Genomic DNA, 22,281 nt, shown 5'->3' with positions numbered 1-22,281 from the left:
ACACCATGCAGACCCCGATCGACGAATTGCTTCCCCAGGAAGCGCACGCGCGCCAGCAAACCGGCGCGATCCTGATCGACGTGCGCGAGAGCGGCGAGCGCGCGGCGGGCATGGCCGAGGGCGCCATCGGCGTCAGCCGCGCCGAACTCGAAGCCGCGCCCGCGCAATGGCTCGCCGATCTCCACGCGCCCGTCATGCTGATTTGCGCGAGCGGCGTGCGCTCGCGTCAATGCACCGAGGCGCTGCAACGATGCGGCTACACGCGGCTCGCATCGGTACGGGGCGGCACGCAGGCCTGGCAGGCGGCGCAACTGCCGATGAGCGCCGCGGCGGCCGACCCCGAATTTCTGGAGCGCTATGCGCGGCACCTGCGCTTGCCGGAAATCGGACTCGAAGGCCAGCGCGCGCTCGGCGCGGCGCGAGTCGCCCTGATTGGCGCGGGCGGACTCGGATCGCCCGCGGCGCTCTACCTCGCCGCCGCCGGTGTCGGCCACATCACGCTGATCGACGACGACGTGGTCGAGCGCAGCAACCTCCAGCGCCAGATCCTGCATCGGGACGCCGACATCGGCGTGCCGAAAGTCGATTCGGCGACGCGCGCGCTCCTCGCGATCAATCCGCGCATTGCGATCTCGGCGCGACGCACGCGGCTCGATACGGACCATGCCAACGCGATGCTGCGCGACCACGACGTCGTCGTCGACGGTTCGGATAATTTCGCCACGCGCTATCTCGTCAACGATGCCTGCGCGGCACTGCAGATTCCGCTCGTGTACGGCGCGGTGCAGTCATTCGACGGGCAGGTCGCGGTGTTCTGGCCGGCGCGCGCGCGAGGCGGCTGTTATCGCTGCCTGTTTCCCCTGCCGCCCGCCGCCGCGCTCGCGCCCAATTGCTCGCAGGCGGGCGTGCTGGGCGTGCTGCCCGGTGTGATCGGCGTCTTGCAGGCGACGGAGGCCATCAAGCTGATTCTCGGAATCGGCGAGCCGCTAACGGGCACGCTTCTGGAACTCGACTTGCTCGGCATGCGCTTCAATCGCATCGCGCTTCAGCCGGATCCCGATTGCCCTTGTTGCGGCGAGCGCCTGAGTGACGCGGATGGTGGACAGTCGGATCGGCGTTGCGAGGCGGGGTCGGGATTCATTGGCCGTGGGACTGATGGCGTGGCGCGCTAAAAACGGCTAGGGCACGCATACCGAGCCGCAACACCATGCGAGACGAATAATGTTAGGAAGCGCTCAAAGTCTCAGGATAATCCCCGACAGACTCCACTCACGCAGCGCCCTAGTCTGTGACTGCGCAATGACCTCGCATCGGTCAGGCGGAGCACGATCGCGCCGAATCAAGATGCGATCAGCACACACGGACCGAATGGCAATGCTTGCACTTAACTATTAGTGAGAGACAGCCCGTCACGCAGCGTTTCGCCCCGGACGATCGCTGCCGCGGCCAGTCTCTTCATAGAAAAGAAAACAATCGGGGGAGTACCACATGTCCATCAAACACCATTGGCTGGATCGGGAGCGCTTCACGAATTACCCTCGCATCTTGCTGGGTATGTTCATACTCGCAGCCATTTGCTGGATCGTGATGTCGAAAGACATGGTGGACATGAAAGGCAAGCCACTCGGCTACGACTTCATCACGTTTTGGGCCGCATCGCATCTCGCACTTGCGGGACACGCCGCGGACGCCTACCAGATCCCGCTATTGTTCGCGGCTGAAAAGATCGGCGTACCGGCATCGCAATCGGTTTTCGTGTGGTATTACCCGCCGACTTTTTATTTACTCGTTTTGCCTTTGGCATTGCTGCCTTATATCGTTGCGTATTGGGCCTTCATCTTGCCGACGTTATGCCTGTATTTGCTGGCATTGCGCCGCGTCGTCTGGAATACGCATGCAAAGTGGTGCATAGCGGCCTTCCCTGGACTATGGATGAATATCTTTCATGGCCAGAATGCGTTTCTGACTGCGACCCTGGCGGCAGCGGCCGTGCTCTGCCTGAAGCGGCGCCCCGTTCTGGCCGGTGTGTTCATCGGACTCCTCGCCATCAAGCCCCATCTCGCGCTGCTGTTTCCTGTCGCCTTGCTGGCGATTGGTGCGTGGCGCGCGATCATCGCGGCGGCGACGACGGCGGTGATTTTTCTGGCGCTCGGCTCGCTGACGCTAGGGACGCCCACGCTGACTGCCTGCCTCGGAAGTCTTCGTTATGCACGCGTATTTCTCGAGGGCGGCTTTCTGCCCTGGCCGAAGATGCCGACCGCTTTCGCCTTGATGCGCCTGCTCGGTGCGCCTGTCGGTAGCGCATACCTCGTCCATGCGATCGGCGCGGGATGCGCTGTTCTCGCTGTCTGGTTCGTGTGGCGGCGTTCCCAGGATTGGGGATTGCGCGGAGCGGCGTTGATGACGGCCACCTTCCTCGTGAGTCCGTATGTGTTCGACTACGACCTTGCGTGGCTGGCCTTTCCGATTGCCTGGTTGGCGCTGATCGGGTTGCGGGATGGCTGGTTGCGCGGCGAACGGGAGGTGCTCGTCGCCGCCTGGCTATTGCCGGTGGTCATGAGTCCGCTCGCCAGCGCCTTGCATCTTCAGGTCGCGCCGTTCGTCCTCGCATGCCTGCTCGGGATGAATGTGCGTCGGGTTGCACTCGTAGCGAAACGCAGTCAGGACCGCAGTTGCTCCGGGCGCGACCTGCGCGGGAGCGCAATTTAAGAGGACGAATTCGATCGCCTGGTGGCACTCAGGGATATGAGCGAGCGTCCGGCAACACGTCTTCACACGCGCTAATCAATCAACATCGCCACGTCACGGATCTTCCACCCGGCGAGCATCGCACTGCGATCTCAGCCTCAAGGCCCGCCGCCAACGGGCCTTGTCCGCATAGCTTGGGCTCGCAGCGTTGGACGCGATCTCGCTCACCCCGCCAGAGCCGAAACCGCGTTCGCTGTCGAAGCACTGAAGACCTGGTGCACCAAAAAAATACCTGCCTCGCATTATCGCCATTGCAATGTCTGCATTCGTTGAAAACGGAGCGCAAAACGCTATGCTTCAGGCTGATGTTGTCGAGACAGCGACATAAAGCGAATTCCCTGCCATCCCCCTCACCGATACGGCTTCGACATGATCAAGCGCCTCACGCTGATTTCGGCTTCGATTGCCCTCGGCTGTCTCGCGACGATCGGCCCGGTGCTCATCAGCGTCTATGTCGCCAGCAAGGACGCCGAGAGCCGCGACCGCGAGGAACTGCGTGAGTTTGCAAACAAGGCGGTCATGCGCGCGGAGCTCGTGACGTATCAGGCCTTCGCCGCGCTCTCCGATCTCGACCGCATTCCCGGTCCGGTCTGCTCGCCGGATCGGCTGCATCAGGCGGCGCGCGTGGTCTACAACTATCGCTACGTCCAGGACGCGGGCGCGTATGGCGACGGCCACTATCTCTGCTCGCCGCTGCTCGGCGACATCAGCACGAAAAATATCGCGTTGCCGCCGCCCGACTATCGCAGCGCCGATGGCTATCTCGTCTGGTTCCGCCAGAAGAGTCCGCTCAGCGACGTGCGCAAGGACATTCAGATCGGCCGCAATGGCAATTACGTGTCGGTCGATTCCGGTTCCTATGTCGATCTCATCGATCCGGCGCGGCGTCCGATCGCCGCAATCCAGATCACGACCGGCACGCTGATGGCGATTTCGCCCGGCGTCGATCCCGCCGAAATGCTCGATGCGTGGAAGTACGGCGGCGACGTGAAAAGTGATCAGTGGTACTACGCGGTGGCGCAATCGGCGACGCGTCCGCTCGGCGTCGTCGTCCGGTCGCCGCGCGGCAGCGTGCTCGGCGACTGGCCCAAGGTGCTCGCGACCTGGCTCGCCGTCGGCGTCGTCGTGGCGGCCGCATTCGGCTGGCTGGTCTATCGGCGCATCACGCGGCAACTGTCGTTTCCCGCCACGCTCGAATGGGCCATCGCGCGCCGCAAGATCGACGTGGTGTATCAGCCCGTCGTGCGGCTCGCCGACGGCGAATGCGTCGGCGTCGAAGCGCTGGTGCGCTGGACGCTCAATGGCCGCGCCATCTCGCCCGACGTCTTCGTGCGCGTCGCCGAAGACAACCGTCTGATTCAGCCGCTGACCGATCTCGTGCTGGAAAAGACCCTCGCGCAACTGGTTTCGCTGCTGGTCGCCAATCCGGCCTTCTATGTCACGATCAACGTGAGCGCCGAGGACCTGTCGAGCCTGCGCTTTCTGAACCGGCTCGATGCGTCGCTGGCCGGAACAGGCATCGCGCCGCAACAGATCCGCATCGAGGCCACCGAGCGCAGCTTCATGAATCACGACACCACGCGCGGCGTGATCGCCGCCTTCCGGGCAGCGGGCCATCCCGTCTATATCGACGATTTCGGCACCGGTTATTCGAGCCTCGCCTACCTGCAGACCTTCGAAGTCGATGTCCTGAAGATCGACAAATCGTTCGTCGATACGGTCGTCCAGGAGAGCGCGTCGAGCGTCGTGGCGCCGCATATCATCGCGATGGCGCACGAGCTGAATGTCGAGATCGTGGCCGAGGGCGTCGAGTCGGCGGCGCAGGCCGCGTGGCTGCGCGAACGAGGCGTGCAGTACGGGCAAGGCTGGTACTACGCGAAGGCGATGGCGGCGCAGGAGCTCGTGCGCTGGATCGGCCAGAATCGCGCGCAGGCGCACACACGCGCATCGGCGGATTCGCAGCCGACGCTCTAGCCTGGTCGGGATATCGCCCGCTTCTCAGCGCCGACGAAAGACTTCACAATCCGTCTTTCGACCTCCAACAATCGGCCTGCCATGCATCACGAGCGCCCGCTGTATTCCCGATCGACCGGCATCGTCACCGCGCGCGAGGACGCCCGCCGATGAAACTGCATCAGTTGCGCGTCCTGCTCGCGCTCGCGCAGCACGGCAGCATGCACAACGCGTCGCGCAGCCTGCACGTTTCGCAGCCCGCGCTCTCGAAAGCCATCGCCGAACTCGAACGCGAACTCGGCGTGACGCTGATCTCGCGCTCCGTGCGCGGCGTGAGCCTCACGCCCTACGGCCGCGCGCTGGTCAAGCGCGCGAGCGTGGTCGAGCATGAATTGCGGCACGCGCTCGAAGACATCGAGTCGATGCGCGGCCACGCCGAAGCGCAACTGAACATCGGCTTTTCTGCCGTCGCGTCGAGCGGCCCCTTGCCCGAGGCGATCGCCGCGTTTCGCGCGCGTTATCCGGGCGTGGCGATTCACGCCTATGAAATGCGCCCGCAGCAGATTCTCGAAGGTCTGCGCGAAGGCCATCTCGACATCGCGCTGATCTCCACCAACAGCGGCCCGGGCACGAACGCCTTCCAGTGGGAGCCGCTCTTTTCGGTGGGCATGCTGGTGGCCGCGCGGCCCGGCCATCCGCTCGGGCGCACCACGCGCATCCGCTCGCTGATGGACGCCGAATGGCTCTCACTCGATCCGCTCGACGATCCCGGCAGCCCGCTCGCGAGTTTGATGCGCCTGCATCGGCTGGAGATGCCGCGCAACGTCGTGCTCAGCAGTTCGAATCTGCTCGGCTTGCAGCTCGCGACCTGCACCGACGTCATCAGCGTCTGGTCCGATTTCGTGTTTTACGGGCGCACCGGCCCGCTCGTGCTCAATCCCGACGCGCTCAAGCCGCTGCCGATCCGCGACGAATTGCCGGATTACGACGTCTATATGGTCTATCGCTCGACCGATCTGATGACGCAGACCTGCCTCGAATTCAGTAAGGAAGTCCGCCATCGCGGTAAGCAAATGGTGTCGCCGCGTCTGGCCGCCACGGGCGCGGGCGCTGCCGCCGGCACGCCGCGCGCGCGTAAATCGGCCAGCACGCAAAAATAAACGCGCAATTAGAGCCTTGTTTCGATTCGCTATTCCCGCGCGGCTCAATCCGTTTAAAGCCTTTTCATGGCGCGGCTTTCGCCCTTTATCGCCGCCTTTCCGACTTTCAGATAGTGAACGGATTAACACTTACGAAATATTTCTGTAATTCGCGAGTAATGGGGCATGACCATAATCCGCCGCCGTTAACCACGACGACGGAGTTCCCTGATGTCCGCTTCACACCGCCGCGCTTCGCGCCGCCTTCTTCCCCTGCGCCTCGCGGTGCTGTCGAGCTTCGCCGCGCTGGCCGCCTGCGGCGGCAGTCACGACGCCGCGACGACCACGAGCGCGATTCCCGCCGCGCCCGCCGACCCCGGTTTCGTCGATAACGCGCCGATTCCCGACGTGCCCGCTTTCGTCGACAACATCGCGACGAACCAGCGCGGCGACGCGCGCTACGCGACGCTCGCGACCAACGCGGGCGTGCGCGTGGGCGCGCGCTTCCTCGACATCTGGCAGCCGCTGACGCTGCTCGTCGACGCGGGCGTGAGCGCCGCCGCGAACGGCTCGTTCCCCGCCGTCACGCAATCGACGTGGACCGGCCTGCCCAACGACGGCACGCCCGGCGGCGCCGTGCTCAACAACACCGTGCACACGGCGAACGTGCAGTACGTGGTCAACGCCACCACGCAGCGCACCCAGGCGCAGGCCGACGCGGCCTACTACGACGACCGTCGCGGCAAGGGCTACAGCGTGACCGACGGCATGGGCCCGCTCACGAGCGCCTGGCGCACGGCGGCGCAGCAGACCACCAGCATCACGTCGATCCCGTCCGACGCCACCACGACGCTCTACAACGACTCGGGCAACAACGTCGGCGTCGGCAGCACGACCAACGCCACCTTCGGCAAGGTCGTCGATCTGCTCACCACGATGGGCAACAACGCCTCGACGGAACCGGCCAAGCGCTTCTACAAGTACGCGCGCCCGTTCCGCTGGAGCACCGCCGTGGTGGTCGATCCGACGCTCGTGCCCGCGATCAGCACCACGCCGTCGACCGACGGCGGCTTCATCAGCGGCCACGAAGCCGAAGCGATGCGCGACGCGATGACGATGGCCTACGTCGTGCCCGAACGCTTCCAGGAAATGGCGAGCCGCGGTCTCGAACTCGGCGAGAACCGCATTCTCGCGGGCATGCACTCGCCGCTCGACGTGATCGGCGGCCGCATGTTCGCGCTCGCCGCCACGGCCGCGAATCTCTACGATCCGGCCAACGCCACGCTCAAGAGCGCGGCCTACACGCAGGCGCACAGCGCGCTGATGCAGGCCACGGGCACCACCGCGACGAGCTTCTCCGCCTACGCGCATTCGGGCACGGCCACGACCGACCGTTTCGCCGACTACGCGACCAACAAGACCGAGTTCGCGCGCCGCATGACCTTCGGTTTCTCGCCGATCGAGTCGACCGAAGCGCCGCCCGTCGTGCCCAAGGGCGCCGAAGTGCTGCTCGAAACGCGCTTCCCGTACCTGAGCGCCGACCAGCGCCGCGTCGTGCTCAAGACGACGGAACTCGCCTCGGGCTATCCGGTGATGGACGACGCCGAAGGCTGGGGCCGCCTGAACATGTTCGCGGCCGGCGACGGCTACGGCCAGTTCAACGGCAACGTGGTCGTGTCGATGGACGCCACCCAGGGCGGCTTCAACGCCGCCGACACTTGGCGCAACGACATCGCCGGCACGGGCAAGCTCACGCTGCAAGGCAGCGGCACGCTCACGCTCGCGGGCAACAACAGCTATAGCGGTGGCACGCAGATCAGCGGCGGCGTGCTCGCGGCAGGCTCGGCGAACGCATTCGGCAGCGGCGACGTCTACGTGGGCGCCGGCGGCGTGGCCGTGAGCGCCAGCGCGCCGGTCGCGGTGACGGGCAAGTACACGCAGCTCGCCAACACCACGCTCGAACTCGATATCGACGGCAACGGCGGCGGACGTCTGCGCGTGGGCGGCCAGCTCACGATCGCGGGCGGCGCGCTGCACGTGAAGTTCGTCAACGGCTACACGCCGAAGGCCGGCGACACGCTCGACCTGATCGAAGGCGGCGGCGCGACGAAGTCCTTCACGAGCGTGACCGTCGACGGCTTCAAGGCCACGCCGGTGTATACGTCGACGGGCGTGTCGGTGAAGCTGTCGTCGTGATGCGGCGCTGATTTATCGGCCGGTTTATCGGCCGGGTTATCTGTCGATGCATCTGTCGCTTCATCGGCCGATTCAGCCTCGATGAACAAAAGCCCCGGCTTGCCGGGGCTTTTTGCATGGCGCGAGGCAAACCGCGGCGCGATCCATTACTATCGGACGATTCCCTTGCGAACCTGCCGGCCGCGCGCCGGCTTTCTGCTTTCTGAATTGCGCCGATGAATGAGCCGTTGAATCCGCTGCTGAATCCGTTATCGACCCTGCTGGACGCGTCCTCGCACGACGCCGCGCCGCGCTGGACGCCGCTGTGCGCGAGCGCCGACGTGGCGGACAACAGCGCGCGCGCCGCCACGCTCGACGGCGCGAAGCTCGTGGTCTGGCGCGACGGCGAAGGCGGCATCCACGTCTGGGACGACCGCTGCCCGCATCGCGGCGAGACCTTGTCGGACGGCCAGGTGACGGGCGGCCTGATCGCCTGCGCCTCGCACGGCTGGCGCTTCGACGTGAACGGCCAGCAGATCCGCCTCATCAGCAGCACGACCTCGGCGCGCTGCGATGCGGCGATTCACGCCGCCGTCCACGAGGCGCACGAACGCGACGGCATCGTCTGGGTGCGCGTGCCGCTCGCGGGCGGCACACGCCGCGCCACACATCAGGAGTGCGCGTAGATCGGGCCGAGACCGGGCACGTCCTGCTGCGCAGCAGGCGACACCGAAACGCCCTTCGCCCCGCTCGCCGATCCATTCGCCGCGCCGCCATACGCCGCGTCCGCCGCGCCGCTCTGCGCGCTTTCACGCGCCAGCGCGGCCTGGATATTCTGCGGATACTGCGTGTAATCGGCGGCCGGGTTGTAGCCCGCCTGTTGCAGCTGCACGAGTTCCGCGCGCACTTGCGCCCGCGTGATGGGCGCATTCGACTGCGCGAACGCAGCGGCCGGAAGCGCAGCGGGAACGGCAACGACAGCGGCGACGATCAGGGATTGGATCAGCTTCATGGTATTCACCTCCAGGTTCGGTTGAATGAACCGCGCGTCGGGCGCGGCGTCCAGTCCGCTTCGTTTCGCCGTGTTCGGCGTCGCTGACTGGCATGGAGGTATTTGACGCCCCGCACGTATCTGGCATGTTTGCGCAGTGCGGCACTTTTGCAAGGCGCTGTGTCTGCGCGCGGCGTGGACACATGCCGATACAAACGCGCCCCGAAACACGCCTGAACGCGCTGCAGCGCGCCATGCCCCAAATTGCACGATCGGAGCGCGCGGCGCATGATCGACCTCCATGCGGCCGCTCGGGGCCGCCCGGAGGAAGCGCCTCATGAAATGCCTACGCATCTATGCCGACGCTCAGGGCGAGTCCCATTTCGAGGACATCGACATTGCGCTCACGCCGCTCGAACTCTTTCCCGGCATTCCGCCGATCTATCTTTCGACGTGGGAGCCCGCGAAAGCCGTGCGCTTCGGCTGGGTGCCCGCCGGGCTCAAGGAAGCCGACTGGCACACCACGCCCGTGCGGCAATTCGTGATCTGGATGACGGGTTGGGTCGAATTCGAAACCAGCGACGGCGACAAGCGCCACTGCGAACCCGGTACGGTCGTGCTCTGCGAGGACACGACGGGCAAGGGTCATCGCTCGCGTCACCCCGACGAAGGCCAGTTCAACGTGTTCATCCCGCTGGCGTCGTGAATGGCGTCGTGAGCGATTTCGCGAATGCTGTCCTGAAGCGCTTAGCCCGACTATCGGCGACTCACTCGCTGCGTTCGCGCTTCCTGCGCGAGCGCACGATCGACAGCAGCTTGCGGCCCACGCGCTTCGCGACGCGCGCCAGCAAGAGCCCTTCGATCAGGCGTCCGCGCGCCCGCAGCACCACGAGCCGCGATTCGTGGCGCGAGTGCCGGTCCGCCCAGCGCAGCTTGTAATCGCCGTGCAGCGGACGGAAATCGAAATCGCGCCTGTGCGCGTGCGCCCATTGCGCGATGAATTCGACCAGCAGATTGCCGACCGAATACGTCCCGAACGCTTCGTCGTAGGTCGTGATGAAATACTCGACCGACTGCGCGCCGACGAGATTCACCGACGCCGCCACGGGCCGCCCCTCCACCTTCACGCAGGCGACCAGCGGCGTGCGTGACAGGTCGATGCGCTGCGCCAGTTCGATAAAGAAATCGCGCACGCTGTCGTCCATCAGATACGGCGAATCGATGCCGCGCGCCAGCGCCCAGCGGCGCTTGTTCGCGAACAGCCAGGTGAGCACGTCATGCGCTTCCTCCGCGTTCGCGCACCAGTCGAAACTCACGTGACCGAGCTTGCCGAGCCGCTTGAGGCTCGCGCGCAGGGCCGCGCGCAAGGACGAATGACGCGTCGCGAGATAGTCGTCCCAGTCGGCGTAGGCGCGCAAACCGATCGCAAAGCCCGGCATCTCGCGCCAGCGCGCGGGCAGCCGGCGGCGCACCCACGATTGCGGCGCGGCGGCGAGCGCGAGCTGCAACGCGCTGCCCTCTTCGAGCATCGGCACGCTCAGCAGGTCGGCATGAAGACGCCGGACCGCGCGCACGGCCGCTTCGTAGAACTCGGCGCGCCGCGTATCGGCGATCAGCGGGCCGCCGTATTCCTCGCCGCAACCGCTGCCGAGCGGCTGCGCGCAGCGCAGCACGCCCCGGCGCTCGATCGCGACCGGCCAGAGCACGCAGACGTCGAGTTCCTCGTAGACCGCCGCGACTTCGACGACCGCGCCGTTCGCAAGCGCTCGTTCGGCGGCCAGCTCGGCATAGGCGAAATCGACGAACGGCGACACGGCCTCGCTTTTCGCCAGCAGCGCGCGCCATTGCGGCTGCAAGGCGCGAAACGCCTCGATCGTCGCGCAGGTCAGGACTTCGAAGCGAAACGGCGTCGTGGTGGCGGACGCGGCGGGCAGCGGGATCGTGGTGGTCGTCACGGGACTCCTCGTTGAGCGTTACCAGACGCTTGGAAGACGCGAAAACGGCAGCGAAAACGGCAGAGAAAACAGCGGCAAAAACCGACGTAAAAAGCACGCGCTAATCGAGCGACGCGCTCATGCGGTCGCGGGACGTGATGCGGCGATGGCGGTCCGCGAACGCATCGGGCCGCGCGCCGCGCACGCTTTGCCAGATCACCACGCCCTCGCGTTCCTCGGGCCCGAAACCCAGCTCGCCGCGGTCGTAGGCGAACATGCGCGCGAACCAGCGCCGCAGATGCGGCGAGCCGTCGAACACCTCGCCGCACACGGGGTTGTCGTAGACCACGAACAGATGCCCGATCGTGCCGCTCGCGAGCGCCGCTTCCAGCTTGGCGAGCAGCGTCGCCATCAGTTCGGGGCCGAACGGATTGAACATGAACACGACCGCGTCGCCGGGCGGCAGCACGAGGTCGGCGACGTTGGCCGTCACCGCGCGAATCGGCGGCCGATGCGCGAAGCGGCCCGCGATCGCGAGCGCGTTGTCGTTGGCCGTTTTCACGAGGTCGGCGCTGATGTCGTAGCCGAGCACCCGCGCGAACGGATACTCGGACGCGACCACCAGCGGACGCCCCTTGCCGCAGCCGATATCGATGAAGGTGTAACCCGCGATATCGCCGAGCGTGTCGATCGCGCGACGAATGATGGTGGGCTGCGAGCCCATGTACGGATTGAGTTGCGCGACGAGGCCGGGATCGCGCTGGAGCGCCTGCGCATCGACGAGCCCGCTCGTGTCGATGCCGTATTGCAGATCGAACGGATGGCGGCGCAGACAGCCCGAATAGACCGCTCGCAGCAGCGGCACACGGATGCAGATGCGGCGCATGCGCGGCGCGAACATGGCGCGCTGCACGCCATCCGGCAGACGAGCGACGGCATTGAGCAACGGTTGCTTGAGCGCGCGGCGCAGCGTGTTGCGCGGTCCGCCGTGGGTCGTCGTGTGCATGAGGTCGTGGCCGGTTGCGTGCGCGCCGAGGCGGACAATGCTCACATCAATACCTCACGCGCACGCGCGCGAGCCGCCATAGTTCTGGTGGATTACGACACGCGGCGGCGCGGGCAGGCGTGGTGATCCACACCGTGATCTCGCAGCGATTCGCAAAAGCAAACGGCGCCGGGTCGCGGCGCCGTTTTTCAGCATGCACTTGCAGAACGCGGGCACGGCCCGCTCAAGTGTTCAAGCGTTCCCATCCTTCTTCAACACCAGCCGCGCCTCCAGCCCTCCGCCGACGCGGTTATGCAGCGTGAGCCGCGCGCCCATCGCCGAGGCCAGTTGACGCGCGATCGCGAGCCCGAGACCCGTGCCGCCCGTGCCGCGATTGCGCGACGTCTCCAGCCGGTAAAACGGCTCGAACACCTTCTCCAGCGACTCCTCCGGGATGCCCGGCCCGCGGTCGAGCACCGCGATGGTCACTTCGTTGCCGCCCGGCCCGGCGGTCAGTTCGATCTCGGCCGCGCCCGCGAACTTCAGCGCGTTATCGACGAAGTTGCCGACGATGCGCTTGAGCGCCTTGGCGCGTGTCACCACGGCCACGGCCGTGCGCGTGTCGTAGGCCACATCGCTGCCCGCATCGACGTAATCGCACACGAGGCTGTCGAGCAGCGCATCGAGATCGAGACGCACCGGCACTTCCGACGCGCCGTGCAGCGTGCGCGCGTAAGCCACGCCCTCCTTCACGAGCTGCTCCATCTCCTGCAGATCCTGACGCAGCTTCGCGCCCTGCTCGTCGTCGTCCATGGTGTCGACGCGCAGACGCATGCGCGTGATCGGCGTCTGCAGGTCGTGCGAGATCGAGGCGAGAATCTGCATGCGCTCGGCCATATAACCCGCGATACGCGCCTGCATCGCGTTGAACGCCCGCGCCGCGCGCGCCACTTCCGATGGACCGTGCTCGTCGAGATGTTCGGCCTTGAGATCGGGACCGAGACCGTCGGCCGCGCGCGCGAGCGCGTCGAGCGGACGCGTCGCCACCCGCACCGCCAGCCAGCAGCACAGCGCCAGCACCACGAGCTGCCCGACCAGCACGAGCGGCAGCCAGCGCGACAGCGGCAGCGAGCTCATCGGATGCACGTCGATCGTCAGCGGCGAGCCGTCCGAGAGACGCAGATGCACCTGCAAATGCTCGTCGTCGCCGGGAATCGCATTGACCGTCAGCGCGTAATGCTTGCCGATGCCGCGCTCGATCGCCGTCTCGTAGCGCCGCGACAGTGCCGCATCGGGCGCGACGCCGGGCACGCCCGGATCGAGCAGGAACTGATAGCTGCGGCGCGCGAGACGCGGCAGCCAGGCCGCGCGCTCGGGCGGCGGCAGATTGTCGAGCAGCGCCACCGAACTGGCGACTTCGCGCTCGACGTAATCCATCATCATGTTCGCGGTGGTCTCGTCGCGTTCGGTGAGCGTGAGCCAGACCGAGAGCGTCTGCGCGAGCGCGAGGCCCACGCAGAGAATCAGCGCGAGACGCGCGAACAGCGAGCGCGGCCAGTGCAGCGGACCGCCGCCGCGCGTGCCGGACGGCACCGCGCCAGCCGCATCGTGCGTGGCCGTGCTCATGCCGAACCTTCGATCACGTCGACGGACGACGAGAACACATAGCCCTCGTTGCGCAGCGTCTTGATGTAGCGCGGCTCGCGCGCGCCGTCGCGCAGACGCTGGCGCAGGCGGCTCACGAGCAGGTCGATCGAGCGGTCGAACGCATCGGCCTGACGGCCCTGGGTGAGATTGAGCAGCTGATCGCGCGTGAGCACGCGCTGCGGATGATCGAGGAACACGCGCAGCAGCCGGTATTCCGCGCCGCTCAATGCGACCAGCGTGCCTTCCTCGTCGAGCAGATGGCGCGCCGTGGTGTCGAGACGCCATTCGCCGAAGCCGAGCATCGGCGCGGTTTCGGTCACCTGCATGCCGGGCGGCAGCATGCGCGTGCGGCGCAGCACCGAACGGATGCGCGCGAGCAGTTCGCGCACGGCGAAGGGCTTCGGCACGTAGTCGTCGGCGCCCATTTCGAGCCCGACGATGCGATCGGTTTCCTCGCTGCGCGCCGTGAGCATGACGACGGGCACGGTGCGAAAACGGCTCGCGCGCAGATCGCGGCAGAGCACGAGGCCGTCCTCGCCCGGCATCATCAGGTCGAGCACGATCAGATCGGGCGCGCCGTTCTCGAGCGCGGCGCGCATCTCGCGTCCGTTGGCCGCGACGCTCACGCGCATGCCGTTCTTTTCGAGGTAGCCCGCGATCAGTTCGCGGATGCCGCGATCGTCGTCGACGATCAGGATATGGTCGATTTTTTCCATGCGCCGATCATACTCCGGGCTGGGTTTGCCGACGCGCGCCGCGCCGGTCGGGATGGGCGATGCCGCCGCTGCGGCCCTCGCGTTTTTCGCGCCGCGCGGGCGACATCAGCGTGCATGAGAGCGGATGCGCGACTTCGGTCGCGAGACCGCCCGCGAGCAGGGCGAACAGAGCGAGCAGGCGTTTCATGCGTCCTCCACGACGGACAGGCTCGCGCCGTTGTTCAGACCGGCTTCGAGCGCGTTGGCGTCGACGCCGTCGAGGCAGCCGAGATTGACGCGCCAGCGCTTCGGGTCCAGACGCGTCTGATGAAACGGATAGATGCCGCAGTGCTTGCAGAAGTAATGCTTCGCGACGCGCGTGTTGAACTGATAGAGCGTGAGCGCATCCTCGCCCGCGACGATGGTGAGATCGGCGGCGTCGAGCGGCGGCGACATCAGCGCGCCCTTGCGGCGGCACAGGCTGCAATTGCAGCGGGCGGCGGGCGCGAGCGCGGTGCGGACCTCGAAGCGCACGGCGCCGCAGTGACACGAGCCGGTGTGGCGGCTGGCTTCCATGATGCGGGCTCCTCGTTGCGTGTAATGGCGATGGATGCTTTATAGCGCAGCGGGAGACGGCGTTTGTATCGCAATGTATCTGTGTTTGGGGGCGACACAAAACATTGCACGGCGGGATGAATTTGGGGGGATTGGGGGTCAGGCCGCCCGGATTTCGTCGAGCAGATCCGGGTGACGGTCGAGCAGCCGGAGCAGTTGCACCAGCGCCAGCGACGGCTTGGTCTTGCCGTTTTCGTAACGGGAAAACGCGTTGATGCCGCCGCCGAAAATCTCGGCGGCCTCGCGCTGATCGAGATTGAGCTTGCGGCGCACCGATGAGATGAAGCCGGGATCGACATAAGCGGCGTTCACTTCGCGCTGAAACGCGGCGATGCGCCCGGCGTAACGGTCACCTTCGGCGCGTTCGAATACCGCCTCGCCGCACGCCGGACAATAGTCGCCCGTCACCGATGCAATGACGGTCGCCTCGCCCTTATAGGTGTAAGGCAGGTCGCGCGTCTCACGGACCAGATTCGCGCCGCCACAGGCCGGACATTTCACGATCACCACTCCTTGAACGAGACGACCAGCACGTCGTCGACGACGGTCAACTTGAGATACACGCCCCGCCCTTGCTCGACGGTCGTGCGATACACGTCTTGCCACACGCGATGATCGGCATGGGTCGTCATGCTCTTGTGGAAATCGCCGGGTACGAGGCGCAGCACGACCGCACACATGCCAGAGAGATCGTGAATGCCCAATTCGAGCGCGCCTTCGTAAGCGCTGCGTGTGGCGCGGACATGCCCTGCCCGCACCATTTCGTGAATCCGCGAAAGTTTGCAATGCGGGGTGCGCTTTTCCATCGGAATTTTAACCTACTCGGTTAATTTGGCAAGTAGGTTAATTCCGCGCCATCGCTAGAACACACGCACAACGAAAGCAGGCCAATAACGTTTTTGCCGGATCGAGCAGCATGCCCGCCGGCGCGTCCTGGAATCGCTTTCGCGCATGCCGAATCTTGATGTCGATCCTGTCTGGACATTCGGCCTATAGTCCAGAACGCGGGCGCGGCGCGCGCCGGGCAGAGACGGCCTCGCTAAGCCTCGCGCCCGGTCTCGCCCGAATCGCCCGAATCGCCCGAATCGCCCGCCTTCTCCCGCCACATCACCCGCGCCGCCACCGCCGCGGCCGCGATCCCCGACGCCGCGCCCACGGCGAGCGCCCAGCGCGGCCCCAGATGATCGGCCACCCAGCCGACGATCGGCGCGCCGATCGGCGTGCCGCCCAGCGCCACCGCGAGCCGGATCGCCAGCACGCGTCCGCGCATCGACGGCTCGGTCGACAGCTGCATCAGGCTGTTGGTCTCGGTCGTGACCGTGAGCGCCGCCACGCCGATCAGCACGAGCGCCGCGCCGAACCACCCGTAGCTCGGCGCAATCGCCGCGAGCCCGCAGCCGACGCCGAACACCGCGGACGCGATCAGCAGCGACTCGAAGCGCGGGCGGCTGCGATGCGCGCCGAACAGCGCGCCCGACACCGTGCCCACCGCCATCAGCGACGACAGCAGGCCGTAGCCGCCCGCATCGGCGTGAAAGACGCGCACGGCCATCGTCGAGATGAAGATCGGGAAGTTCAGGCCGAACGTGCCGATCAGGAACAGCATCACCACGATCGCCTTCAGGTCGGGGCGCGACCACACGTAGCGAAAGCCCGCCACGAGGCTGCCCTTCCTGGGCTTCGCGCGCGCGCGTTGACGCAGCTCCGAGGTGCGCAGCCGCGTGAGTGACACCAGCACGGCAATGAACGAGAGCCCGTTGAGCACGAACGCCCAGCCCACACCCACCGAGGCGATCACCACGCCCGCCACGGCCGGCCCGATCATGCGCGCGGCGTTGAAGGAGGTGGAGTTGAGCGCGACCGCGTTGGCGAGATCGCCGTCGCGGACCAGTTCGGAGACGAAGGTCTGGCGCACCGGCGAATCGAACGCGGTGGTGCTGCCGAACAGAAACGCGAACACGTAGACGTGCCAGAGCTGCACCGTGCCCGTGATCGTGAGCAGGCCGAGCAGCAGCGCAAGCACGCCGAGCGCGGCCTGCGTGAACATCAGCAGACGGCGCTGATCGAAGTGATCGGCGGCATAGCCCGACCACGGCAGAAACAGCAATTGCGGCCCGAATTGCAGGCCCATGACGACACCCACGGCCGCCGCGCTGTGATGCGTGAGGCCGGTGAGCACGAGCCAGTCCTGCGCGGTGCGCTGCATCCACGTGCCGACGTTCGAGACCAGCGCGCCCGCCGACCACACGCGGTAATTGAAGCTGCGCAGCGAACGGAACATGCCGGTCGAGGCTTCGGAGGAATCGGAGGAATCGTCTGGCTGGCTCATGCGGCGCGCCTCACTCGTCGACGAGGCGCTTGAGCAGCACGACCGCGCGCGCGAGCTGCGTCTGCTCGGTGCCCGACAGGCGCGCGTCGATCACGTGCGCGAGCCAGTCCTCGCGCGCCGCACGGCTCGCGCGCACCGAGCGCCGGAAGGTCTCGGTGAGCGACCAGAGCGTCTGGCGGCCGTCGGCGGGATCCGGCGCGCCTTCGATCTGCCCCAGCGCCTCCAGCCCGGCCACGATCGTGCCCATCGACTGCGGACGCATGCCTTCGGCGCGCGCGAGACTGGACACGGTGGCGGCGCCGTCGCGTTCGAGCCGCAGCAGCACGGCAATCTGCGACGGCGTGAAATCGCCCGCGCTGCCCTGCTCGCGCATACGCCGGCGCAGCTTGCCGACCAGCGCGCGCAGGTCGCCCGCGAGCGCGCCGGCCAGTTCGGAAACGGGTTCGTCGTGTGAGGAAGTCATGCGCGCATTCTAGAAGATATGAAGCCAAACTGCAAAGCTAAACTTCATATCTCGGCGTGTATGGACGGCGCGATGCCGCCGTGTAATGCATTCGTAAAATGCGCGAACAGAATCGGCGCCCCAATGAAAAATGGCTTTCCTCGACCACGGAAAGCCATTTCGTCGGCGACAGCCGAAACGCTTACATCACGTATCGGATTTCAGCTTGCCGCCCACCGCCCACGCGTCTTTTTCGATTTCGCTGAAGACGATTTCGACGACCTCCGGCGGACACGCCAGCGTTTCCACGAACACCCGCGTGATGCCGCTCGCGAGTTCGCGCTTTTGTTCGAGCGTCTTGCCCGGATGCATTTCAATTCGAAGGATAGGCATAATGACTCCGTTTTTTACCGCGTTCCAGCGACGCGGATGCAGCCATTATCAGGAAGCGCAAAGCATGGATAAACAGGCTCTGAGTTGTGATACCCGGAACCGTGGGGTTTCGAGTGGAGTATTGAATGGCGGATAAACTGGCGGGGATGCAGATGTTCGTCCGCGTCGTCGAATCGGGAAGTTTTGCGGCGGCGGCCGCGTTGAGCAACGTCACCGCGACGATGGCCGCCAAGCACGTGCGCGAGATCGAGGAAAGGCTCGGCGCGCGGCTGCTGCATCGAACCACGCGTCAACACAAGCTCACCGAAATCGGGGCGCTGTATTACGAGCGATGCAAACGCGCGCTGCACGAATTCGACCAGGCCGAAGCCAGCGCCGCCGAATTGCGCAGCAGTCCACGCGGCCGATTGAAAATCGTCGCGCCGGTCAGCTTCGGCAGCGAGAAACTCGCGCCGGTGCTCGCCGATTATCTCGAACAGCATCCTGAAGTCAGCGTCGATCTCACGCTCGATAATGCGCCCGTCGATCTGATGCGCGAGGGCTATCACCTCGCCATTCATATCGGCGAACTCGACAGCGCGGATCTCGTCGCGCATCCGCTGCATGCGTATCGGCGCGTGCTCGCCGCCGCGCCGTCCTATCTCGAACGCCACGGCCAGCCCGAAACGCCGGAGCAATTGCGCGATCACGCCTGCCTTGGCCTCGCGTACTGGAAAAAGAAGGAATTCTTCTGGGCGCTGATCGGCCCGGAACAGCAGATCTGCCACGTGCCCGTCGACGGCCGCTTTACCGCGAACGATGGCCGCGCGTTGCGCGCGGCGGCGCTGCGCGGCACGGGCATCGTGCTGCAACCGGAACTGCTGCTGGAAAACGATATCGCCGAGGGGCGTCTCGTTGCGGTGCTGCCTGCGTGGAGCCACGTGCATACGCCGATGCATCTCGTCCACTCGCGCGAGCTGCGTCCCACGGCCATGCTACGGAGTGCGATCGATTTTCTCGTCAAGCGATTCGCCGCGGACTGATCACGACTGGGCGCGAGTGAGCACGACTGACCGAGCCCGGCGTTCACGATGCGCATCGTGAACGCCGGGCGCCAACGCCTGGGCCTTAGCGCTGCGGAACGCCGTCGCGCCACTCGCCCCAATGCTTGACGATATCCTGCACGAGCGGATTGCCAGCGAGATACAGATTCGCGATGGCAATCGTAAAGCCGCCTTGCGCCGCGTAGTTGAGGAGATTGTCGGCGCTCGTTTGACCCGCATACGGCCGGTCGAAATCCGATCCGGCGCGCAGCACCGCAACACGATTCAGATCGACACGATGCGTGGCCGCCGCGCGCTTCAGCGCCTCATACGTCGCGTTGTCTTCCTGCTGCGTCGTGCAGTACGTGCCCTTGCCATCGGTCAGGATCCTGGTCCATTGCCGCGCGCGCTCGCCGAGGTCGGTGCCCGACCACCAGGTATCGCCCGCGAGCGTATCGCACTGGATCACGGTCGGCGGACGATTCGCGGGCGCATAGCTGTATTTGGCGCGCGCCGCCTGCGCCTGCGCGTTATCGCTGAGCGTCACGGTACGCGACAGCGCGAAGGCCGCCTTCGTGAGCGCCGGATTCAGCTGAAACACCTCGGTGCGGTAATCGAGCGGCGGCTTTTGCGTCGGGTCCGTCGTGTTGATGCCGAGATAACCGGTGTTCCAGTTCGCGGGAATTTCGCGTCCGTCGATTTCCCATTGAATGCCGAAATCGACGAGCCAGTTCGCCCACGCGGCGGAACCGACGGTGCCCTGCTGCGGATCGATACCGGCGATCCCGGCCACCATGAAATACGTGCGGCGCAAATCGAAACGCGGCGAGAACGTCAGCGCCATGATCGACGCGGCGGCATTCGTGTGGCCCATGCCGGTGGTCATCACGCAGACGTCCTGACGATTGCAGTGCACGGCCGGATAATCGGGCGACAGACCCGCAACCGTGATGTCCTGCCACGGGCCGAGATTATCGAGCCATACCTGGCCTTCGGGGCCGAACATGGAAATGATCATGACCTTGACCGGACGGCCGTGCGAACCGCCGTCGTCCTGCGCGAAGCTGTCGTCGGCGCGCGCGATGGCCGGGGCAACGGCCGCGCCCGCCACGAGCAACGATGAAATCACGGCATAAAAAGCACGATTTAGCATAGAAGGCCCCCACCTGTCGGTGAATAACTGCGGTTGCGAAACGGGAATCGCGTGCCGTTTTGTCGATTGAAGTCCTGTTATTTTTTGGCTTGCAGCGTGGGGCCCGAGGCGTGAGCCTTTCAGGCGACGCTCAGTATAAGCGGAGAAAATATTCCGCAGGCGACCAGGTTCACAACCGGCCCGCCGCCATTATTCAACGCGCACCAACAATGTCCCGAACTAGTCCCGGTTCGCGCCTCAATCGCCGTTCCACAGCGCGAACACAGCTTCCCATTCCCCGCCCGCCATGTTCGAGCGCCGATTCTGGTAATGTCACGCACATGCAAACGATCCTCTCCATCGAGAATCTCTCGAAAGTCTATGCATCGGGATTCCGCGCGCTCTCGCGCATCAACCTGGACATTCATCGCGGCGAAATCTTCGCGCTGCTCGGGCCGAACGGCGCGGGCAAGACGACGCTCATCAGCATCGTCTGCGGCATCGTCAATGCGAGTGAAGGTCAGGTGCGGGTCGCCGGTCACGATATCGTCACGGATTACCGCGCCGCGCGCTCGCTGATCGGCCTCGTGCCGCAAGAGCTCACGACCGACGCGTTCGAAACCGTCTGGGCCACCGTGTCGTTCAGCCGCGGCCTGTTCGGCAAGCCGGCCAATCCGGCCTATGTCGAGCGCGTGCTGCGCGACCTCTCGCTCTGGGAAAAGCGCAACAACAAGATCCTCACGCTCTCGGGCGGCATGAAGCGCCGCGTGCTGATCGCAAAGGCGCTCGCGCACGAGCCGCAGATTCTGTTTCTCGACGAGCCCACGGCGGGCGTGGACGTCGAACTGCGCCGCGACATGTGGGAACTCGTGCGCGGCCTCAAGGCCAACGGCGTGACCATCATCCTCACGACCCATTACATCGACGAAGCCGAGGAAATGGCCGACCGCATCGGCGTGATCAATGCGGGCGAAATCATGCTCGTCGAGCGCAAGGACGCGCTGATGCGCAAGCTGGGCCGCAAGCAACTGACCTTGCAGCTCGACACACCGCTGAGCGCCATTCCGCCCGCGCTCGCCGCGTGGCGTCTGGAACTCGGCAATGGCGGCGCCGAACTCATCTACACCTACGACGCCGAAAACGAGCGCAACGACATTCTCGCGCTGCTCAAGAGCCTGAGCGAATCGGGCATCGGCTTCACGGATCTGCAAACGAGCCAGAGTTCGCTGGAGGATATCTTCGTGAGTCTCGTCGGCAAGGACGCGGCGGCGGCCGCCGCGCGCACGGCGGAAAACGACCCTCGAAAGGAGACCTCACGATGAACATCTACGCGATCCGCGCGATCTACCGCTTCGAGATGGCCCGCACGCGGCGCACGCTGATGCAGAGCATCGTCGCGCCGGTTATTTCGACTTCACTCTATTTCATCGTATTCGGCTCGGCGATCGGCTCGCGCATCAAGGAAGTGAACGGCGTGAGTTATGGCGCGTTCATCGTGCCGGGTCTGATCATGCTTTCGCTGCTGTCGCAGAGCATTTCGAATGCGTCGTTCGGCATTTATTTCCCGCGCTTCACGGGCACGATTTACGAATTGCTCTCCGCGCCCGTGTCGTATTTCGAAATCGTCATTGCCTATGTCGGCGCGGCGGCGACCAAATCGATTCTGCTCGGCGTCATCATTCTCGCGACCGCCGCGCTGTTCGTGCCGATCCAGATTCAGCATCCGTTCTGGATGCTGCTGTTTCTGCTGCTCACGGCGGTCACCTTCAGTTTGCTCGGCTTCATCATCGGCATCTGGGCGGACAACTTCGAGAAACTGCAAATCGTGCCGCTGCTGATCATCACGCCATTGACGTTTCTCGGCGGCAGTTTTTATTCGGTCGATATGCTGCCGCCCGCGTGGCGCGTGATCACGCTGTTCAATCCGATCGTCTATCTGATCAGCGGTTTTCGCTGGAGTTTCTACGGGCTCGCCGATGTGGCGGTCGGCGTGAGTCTCGGCATGACCGCCGCGTTTCTCGGGCTGTTTCTCGCGATCACCGCGTGGATCTTCAAGACCGGTTATCGCCTGAAAAGCTAGG

23 protein-coding genes are annotated in these 22,281 nt (G+C 65.4%); 10 read left to right on the top strand and 13 right to left on the bottom strand.

The window, feature by feature from the left end; translation table 11 throughout:
- Positions 1 to 5: 5 nt before the first annotated feature.
- The 6 genes from moeB to U4Y88_RS01880 all read left to right on the top strand — a co-directional run bounded on the left by moeB (position 6) and on the right by U4Y88_RS01880 (position 8,701).
- Positions 6 to 1,172, top strand: a complete 1,167-nt coding sequence (moeB, locus tag U4Y88_RS01905) for a molybdopterin-synthase adenylyltransferase MoeB (protein WP_321781824.1) — start codon at positions 6 to 8, stop codon at positions 1,170 to 1,172.
- A gap of 316 nt (positions 1,173 to 1,488) precedes the next feature.
- Positions 1,489 to 2,709 (top strand): glycosyltransferase family 87 protein, encoded by a 1,221-nt coding sequence (locus tag U4Y88_RS01900; RefSeq protein WP_321781822.1) that lies wholly within the window; start codon positions 1,489 to 1,491, stop codon positions 2,707 to 2,709.
- A gap of 408 nt (positions 2,710 to 3,117) precedes the next feature.
- Entirely contained in the window at positions 3,118 to 4,722 is a 1,605-nt protein-coding gene (locus tag U4Y88_RS01895; protein WP_321781820.1) for an EAL domain-containing protein, read from the top strand.
- Between the two features lie 149 nt (positions 4,723 to 4,871).
- On the top strand, positions 4,872 to 5,861 hold the full coding sequence (locus U4Y88_RS01890) for a LysR family transcriptional regulator (RefSeq protein ID WP_321781818.1): 990 nt from the start codon (positions 4,872 to 4,874) through the stop codon (positions 5,859 to 5,861).
- Positions 5,862 to 6,071: 210 nt separating this feature from the next.
- Positions 6,072 to 8,036 (top strand): acid phosphatase, encoded by a 1,965-nt coding sequence (locus tag U4Y88_RS01885; protein WP_321781816.1) that lies wholly within the window; start codon positions 6,072 to 6,074, stop codon positions 8,034 to 8,036.
- Positions 8,037 to 8,251: 215 nt separating this feature from the next.
- Positions 8,252 to 8,701, top strand: coding sequence for a Rieske 2Fe-2S domain-containing protein (locus U4Y88_RS01880; RefSeq protein WP_321781814.1), 450 nt, complete (start codon positions 8,252 to 8,254; stop codon positions 8,699 to 8,701).
- Here the strand turns inward: U4Y88_RS01880 and U4Y88_RS01875 are convergent.
- Positions 8,686 to 9,027 (bottom strand): DUF4148 domain-containing protein, encoded by a 342-nt coding sequence (locus tag U4Y88_RS01875; protein WP_321781812.1) that lies wholly within the window; start codon positions 9,025 to 9,027, stop codon positions 8,686 to 8,688. The genes U4Y88_RS01880 and U4Y88_RS01875 overlap by 16 nt on opposite strands.
- A gap of 316 nt (positions 9,028 to 9,343) precedes the next feature.
- On the opposite strand from U4Y88_RS01875, the gene U4Y88_RS01870 reads away from it, so the two are divergent.
- Positions 9,344 to 9,712 (top strand): cupin domain-containing protein, encoded by a 369-nt coding sequence (locus U4Y88_RS01870; RefSeq protein WP_224005862.1) that lies wholly within the window; start codon positions 9,344 to 9,346, stop codon positions 9,710 to 9,712.
- Between the two features lie 61 nt (positions 9,713 to 9,773).
- Here U4Y88_RS01870 and U4Y88_RS01865 read toward each other — a convergent pair whose 3' ends face one another.
- From U4Y88_RS01865 to U4Y88_RS01815, 11 genes are all read right to left on the bottom strand, one after another.
- On the bottom strand, positions 9,774 to 10,961 hold the full coding sequence (locus U4Y88_RS01865) for a GNAT family N-acetyltransferase (RefSeq protein ID WP_321781810.1): 1,188 nt from the start codon (positions 10,959 to 10,961) through the stop codon (positions 9,774 to 9,776).
- Between the two features lie 100 nt (positions 10,962 to 11,061).
- A complete protein-coding gene (locus U4Y88_RS01860; RefSeq protein ID WP_224005856.1) occupies positions 11,062 to 11,991 on the bottom strand; it encodes a methyltransferase domain-containing protein in 930 nt (309 codons plus the stop codon).
- 186 nt (positions 11,992 to 12,177) lie between these two features.
- Complete coding sequence (locus tag U4Y88_RS01855) at positions 12,178 to 13,551, bottom strand: HAMP domain-containing sensor histidine kinase (protein WP_310631584.1); 1,374 nt, start codon at positions 13,549 to 13,551, stop codon at positions 12,178 to 12,180.
- The gene (locus U4Y88_RS01850; RefSeq protein WP_224005850.1) at positions 13,548 to 14,288 is read right to left on the bottom strand and encodes a response regulator; all 741 of its coding nucleotides are present in this window, start codon (positions 14,286 to 14,288) and stop codon (positions 13,548 to 13,550) included. Before U4Y88_RS01850 ends, U4Y88_RS01855 begins: the two co-directional genes overlap by 4 nt.
- A 7-nt stretch (positions 14,289 to 14,295) precedes the next feature.
- Positions 14,296 to 14,475: a hypothetical protein gene (locus tag U4Y88_RS01845; RefSeq protein ID WP_224005847.1), complete on the bottom strand. Its 180-nt coding sequence runs from the start codon at positions 14,473 to 14,475 to the stop codon at positions 14,296 to 14,298.
- Entirely contained in the window at positions 14,472 to 14,843 is a 372-nt protein-coding gene (locus tag U4Y88_RS01840; RefSeq protein ID WP_310631583.1) for a GFA family protein, read from the bottom strand. The genes U4Y88_RS01845 and U4Y88_RS01840 overlap by 4 nt, the downstream gene beginning before the upstream one ends.
- Positions 14,844 to 14,981: 138 nt before the next feature.
- Positions 14,982 to 15,383, bottom strand: coding sequence for a type II toxin-antitoxin system MqsA family antitoxin (locus tag U4Y88_RS01835; RefSeq protein ID WP_224005841.1), 402 nt, complete (start codon positions 15,381 to 15,383; stop codon positions 14,982 to 14,984).
- Between the two features lie 2 nt (positions 15,384 to 15,385).
- Complete coding sequence (locus tag U4Y88_RS01830; protein ID WP_224005838.1) at positions 15,386 to 15,688, bottom strand: type II toxin-antitoxin system MqsR family toxin; 303 nt, start codon at positions 15,686 to 15,688, stop codon at positions 15,386 to 15,388.
- A 233-nt stretch (positions 15,689 to 15,921) separates the two neighbouring features.
- Positions 15,922 to 17,211: an MFS transporter gene (locus U4Y88_RS01825; RefSeq protein WP_321781808.1), complete on the bottom strand. Its 1,290-nt coding sequence runs from the start codon at positions 17,209 to 17,211 to the stop codon at positions 15,922 to 15,924.
- Between the two features lie 10 nt (positions 17,212 to 17,221).
- Positions 17,222 to 17,674 (bottom strand): MarR family winged helix-turn-helix transcriptional regulator, encoded by a 453-nt coding sequence (locus U4Y88_RS01820; RefSeq protein WP_224005832.1) that lies wholly within the window; start codon positions 17,672 to 17,674, stop codon positions 17,222 to 17,224.
- Between the two features lie 186 nt (positions 17,675 to 17,860).
- Entirely contained in the window at positions 17,861 to 18,046 is a 186-nt protein-coding gene (locus U4Y88_RS01815; protein ID WP_224005828.1) for a 4-oxalocrotonate tautomerase, read from the bottom strand.
- A gap of 125 nt (positions 18,047 to 18,171) precedes the next feature.
- Here U4Y88_RS01815 and U4Y88_RS01810 point away from each other — a divergent pair, with 125 nt between their 5' ends.
- The gene (locus U4Y88_RS01810; protein WP_321781806.1) at positions 18,172 to 19,068 is read left to right on the top strand and encodes a LysR family transcriptional regulator; all 897 of its coding nucleotides are present in this window, start codon (positions 18,172 to 18,174) and stop codon (positions 19,066 to 19,068) included.
- A gap of 85 nt (positions 19,069 to 19,153) precedes the next feature.
- On the opposite strand, the gene U4Y88_RS01805 is transcribed toward U4Y88_RS01810, so the two are convergent.
- Positions 19,154 to 20,221, bottom strand: coding sequence for a purine-nucleoside phosphorylase (locus U4Y88_RS01805; protein ID WP_224005821.1), 1,068 nt, complete (start codon positions 20,219 to 20,221; stop codon positions 19,154 to 19,156).
- A 320-nt stretch (positions 20,222 to 20,541) separates the two neighbouring features.
- Here U4Y88_RS01805 and U4Y88_RS01800 point away from each other — a divergent pair, with 320 nt between their 5' ends.
- Entirely contained in the window at positions 20,542 to 21,522 is a 981-nt protein-coding gene (locus tag U4Y88_RS01800) for an ABC transporter ATP-binding protein (RefSeq protein WP_321781804.1), read from the top strand.
- Positions 21,519 to 22,280, top strand: coding sequence for an ABC transporter permease (locus U4Y88_RS01795; protein ID WP_310630683.1), 762 nt, complete (start codon positions 21,519 to 21,521; stop codon positions 22,278 to 22,280). The genes U4Y88_RS01800 and U4Y88_RS01795 overlap by 4 nt, the downstream gene beginning before the upstream one ends.
- Position 22,281 lies beyond the last annotated feature (1 nt).

The organism is Paraburkholderia sp. J94 (assembly GCF_905220285.1).
Classification (GTDB): Bacteria; Pseudomonadota; Gammaproteobacteria; order Burkholderiales; family Burkholderiaceae; genus Paraburkholderia; species Paraburkholderia tropica_A.
Note: the sequence above shows the minus strand (reverse complement) of the source record. Positions and strands in the feature narration are given on the sequence as shown.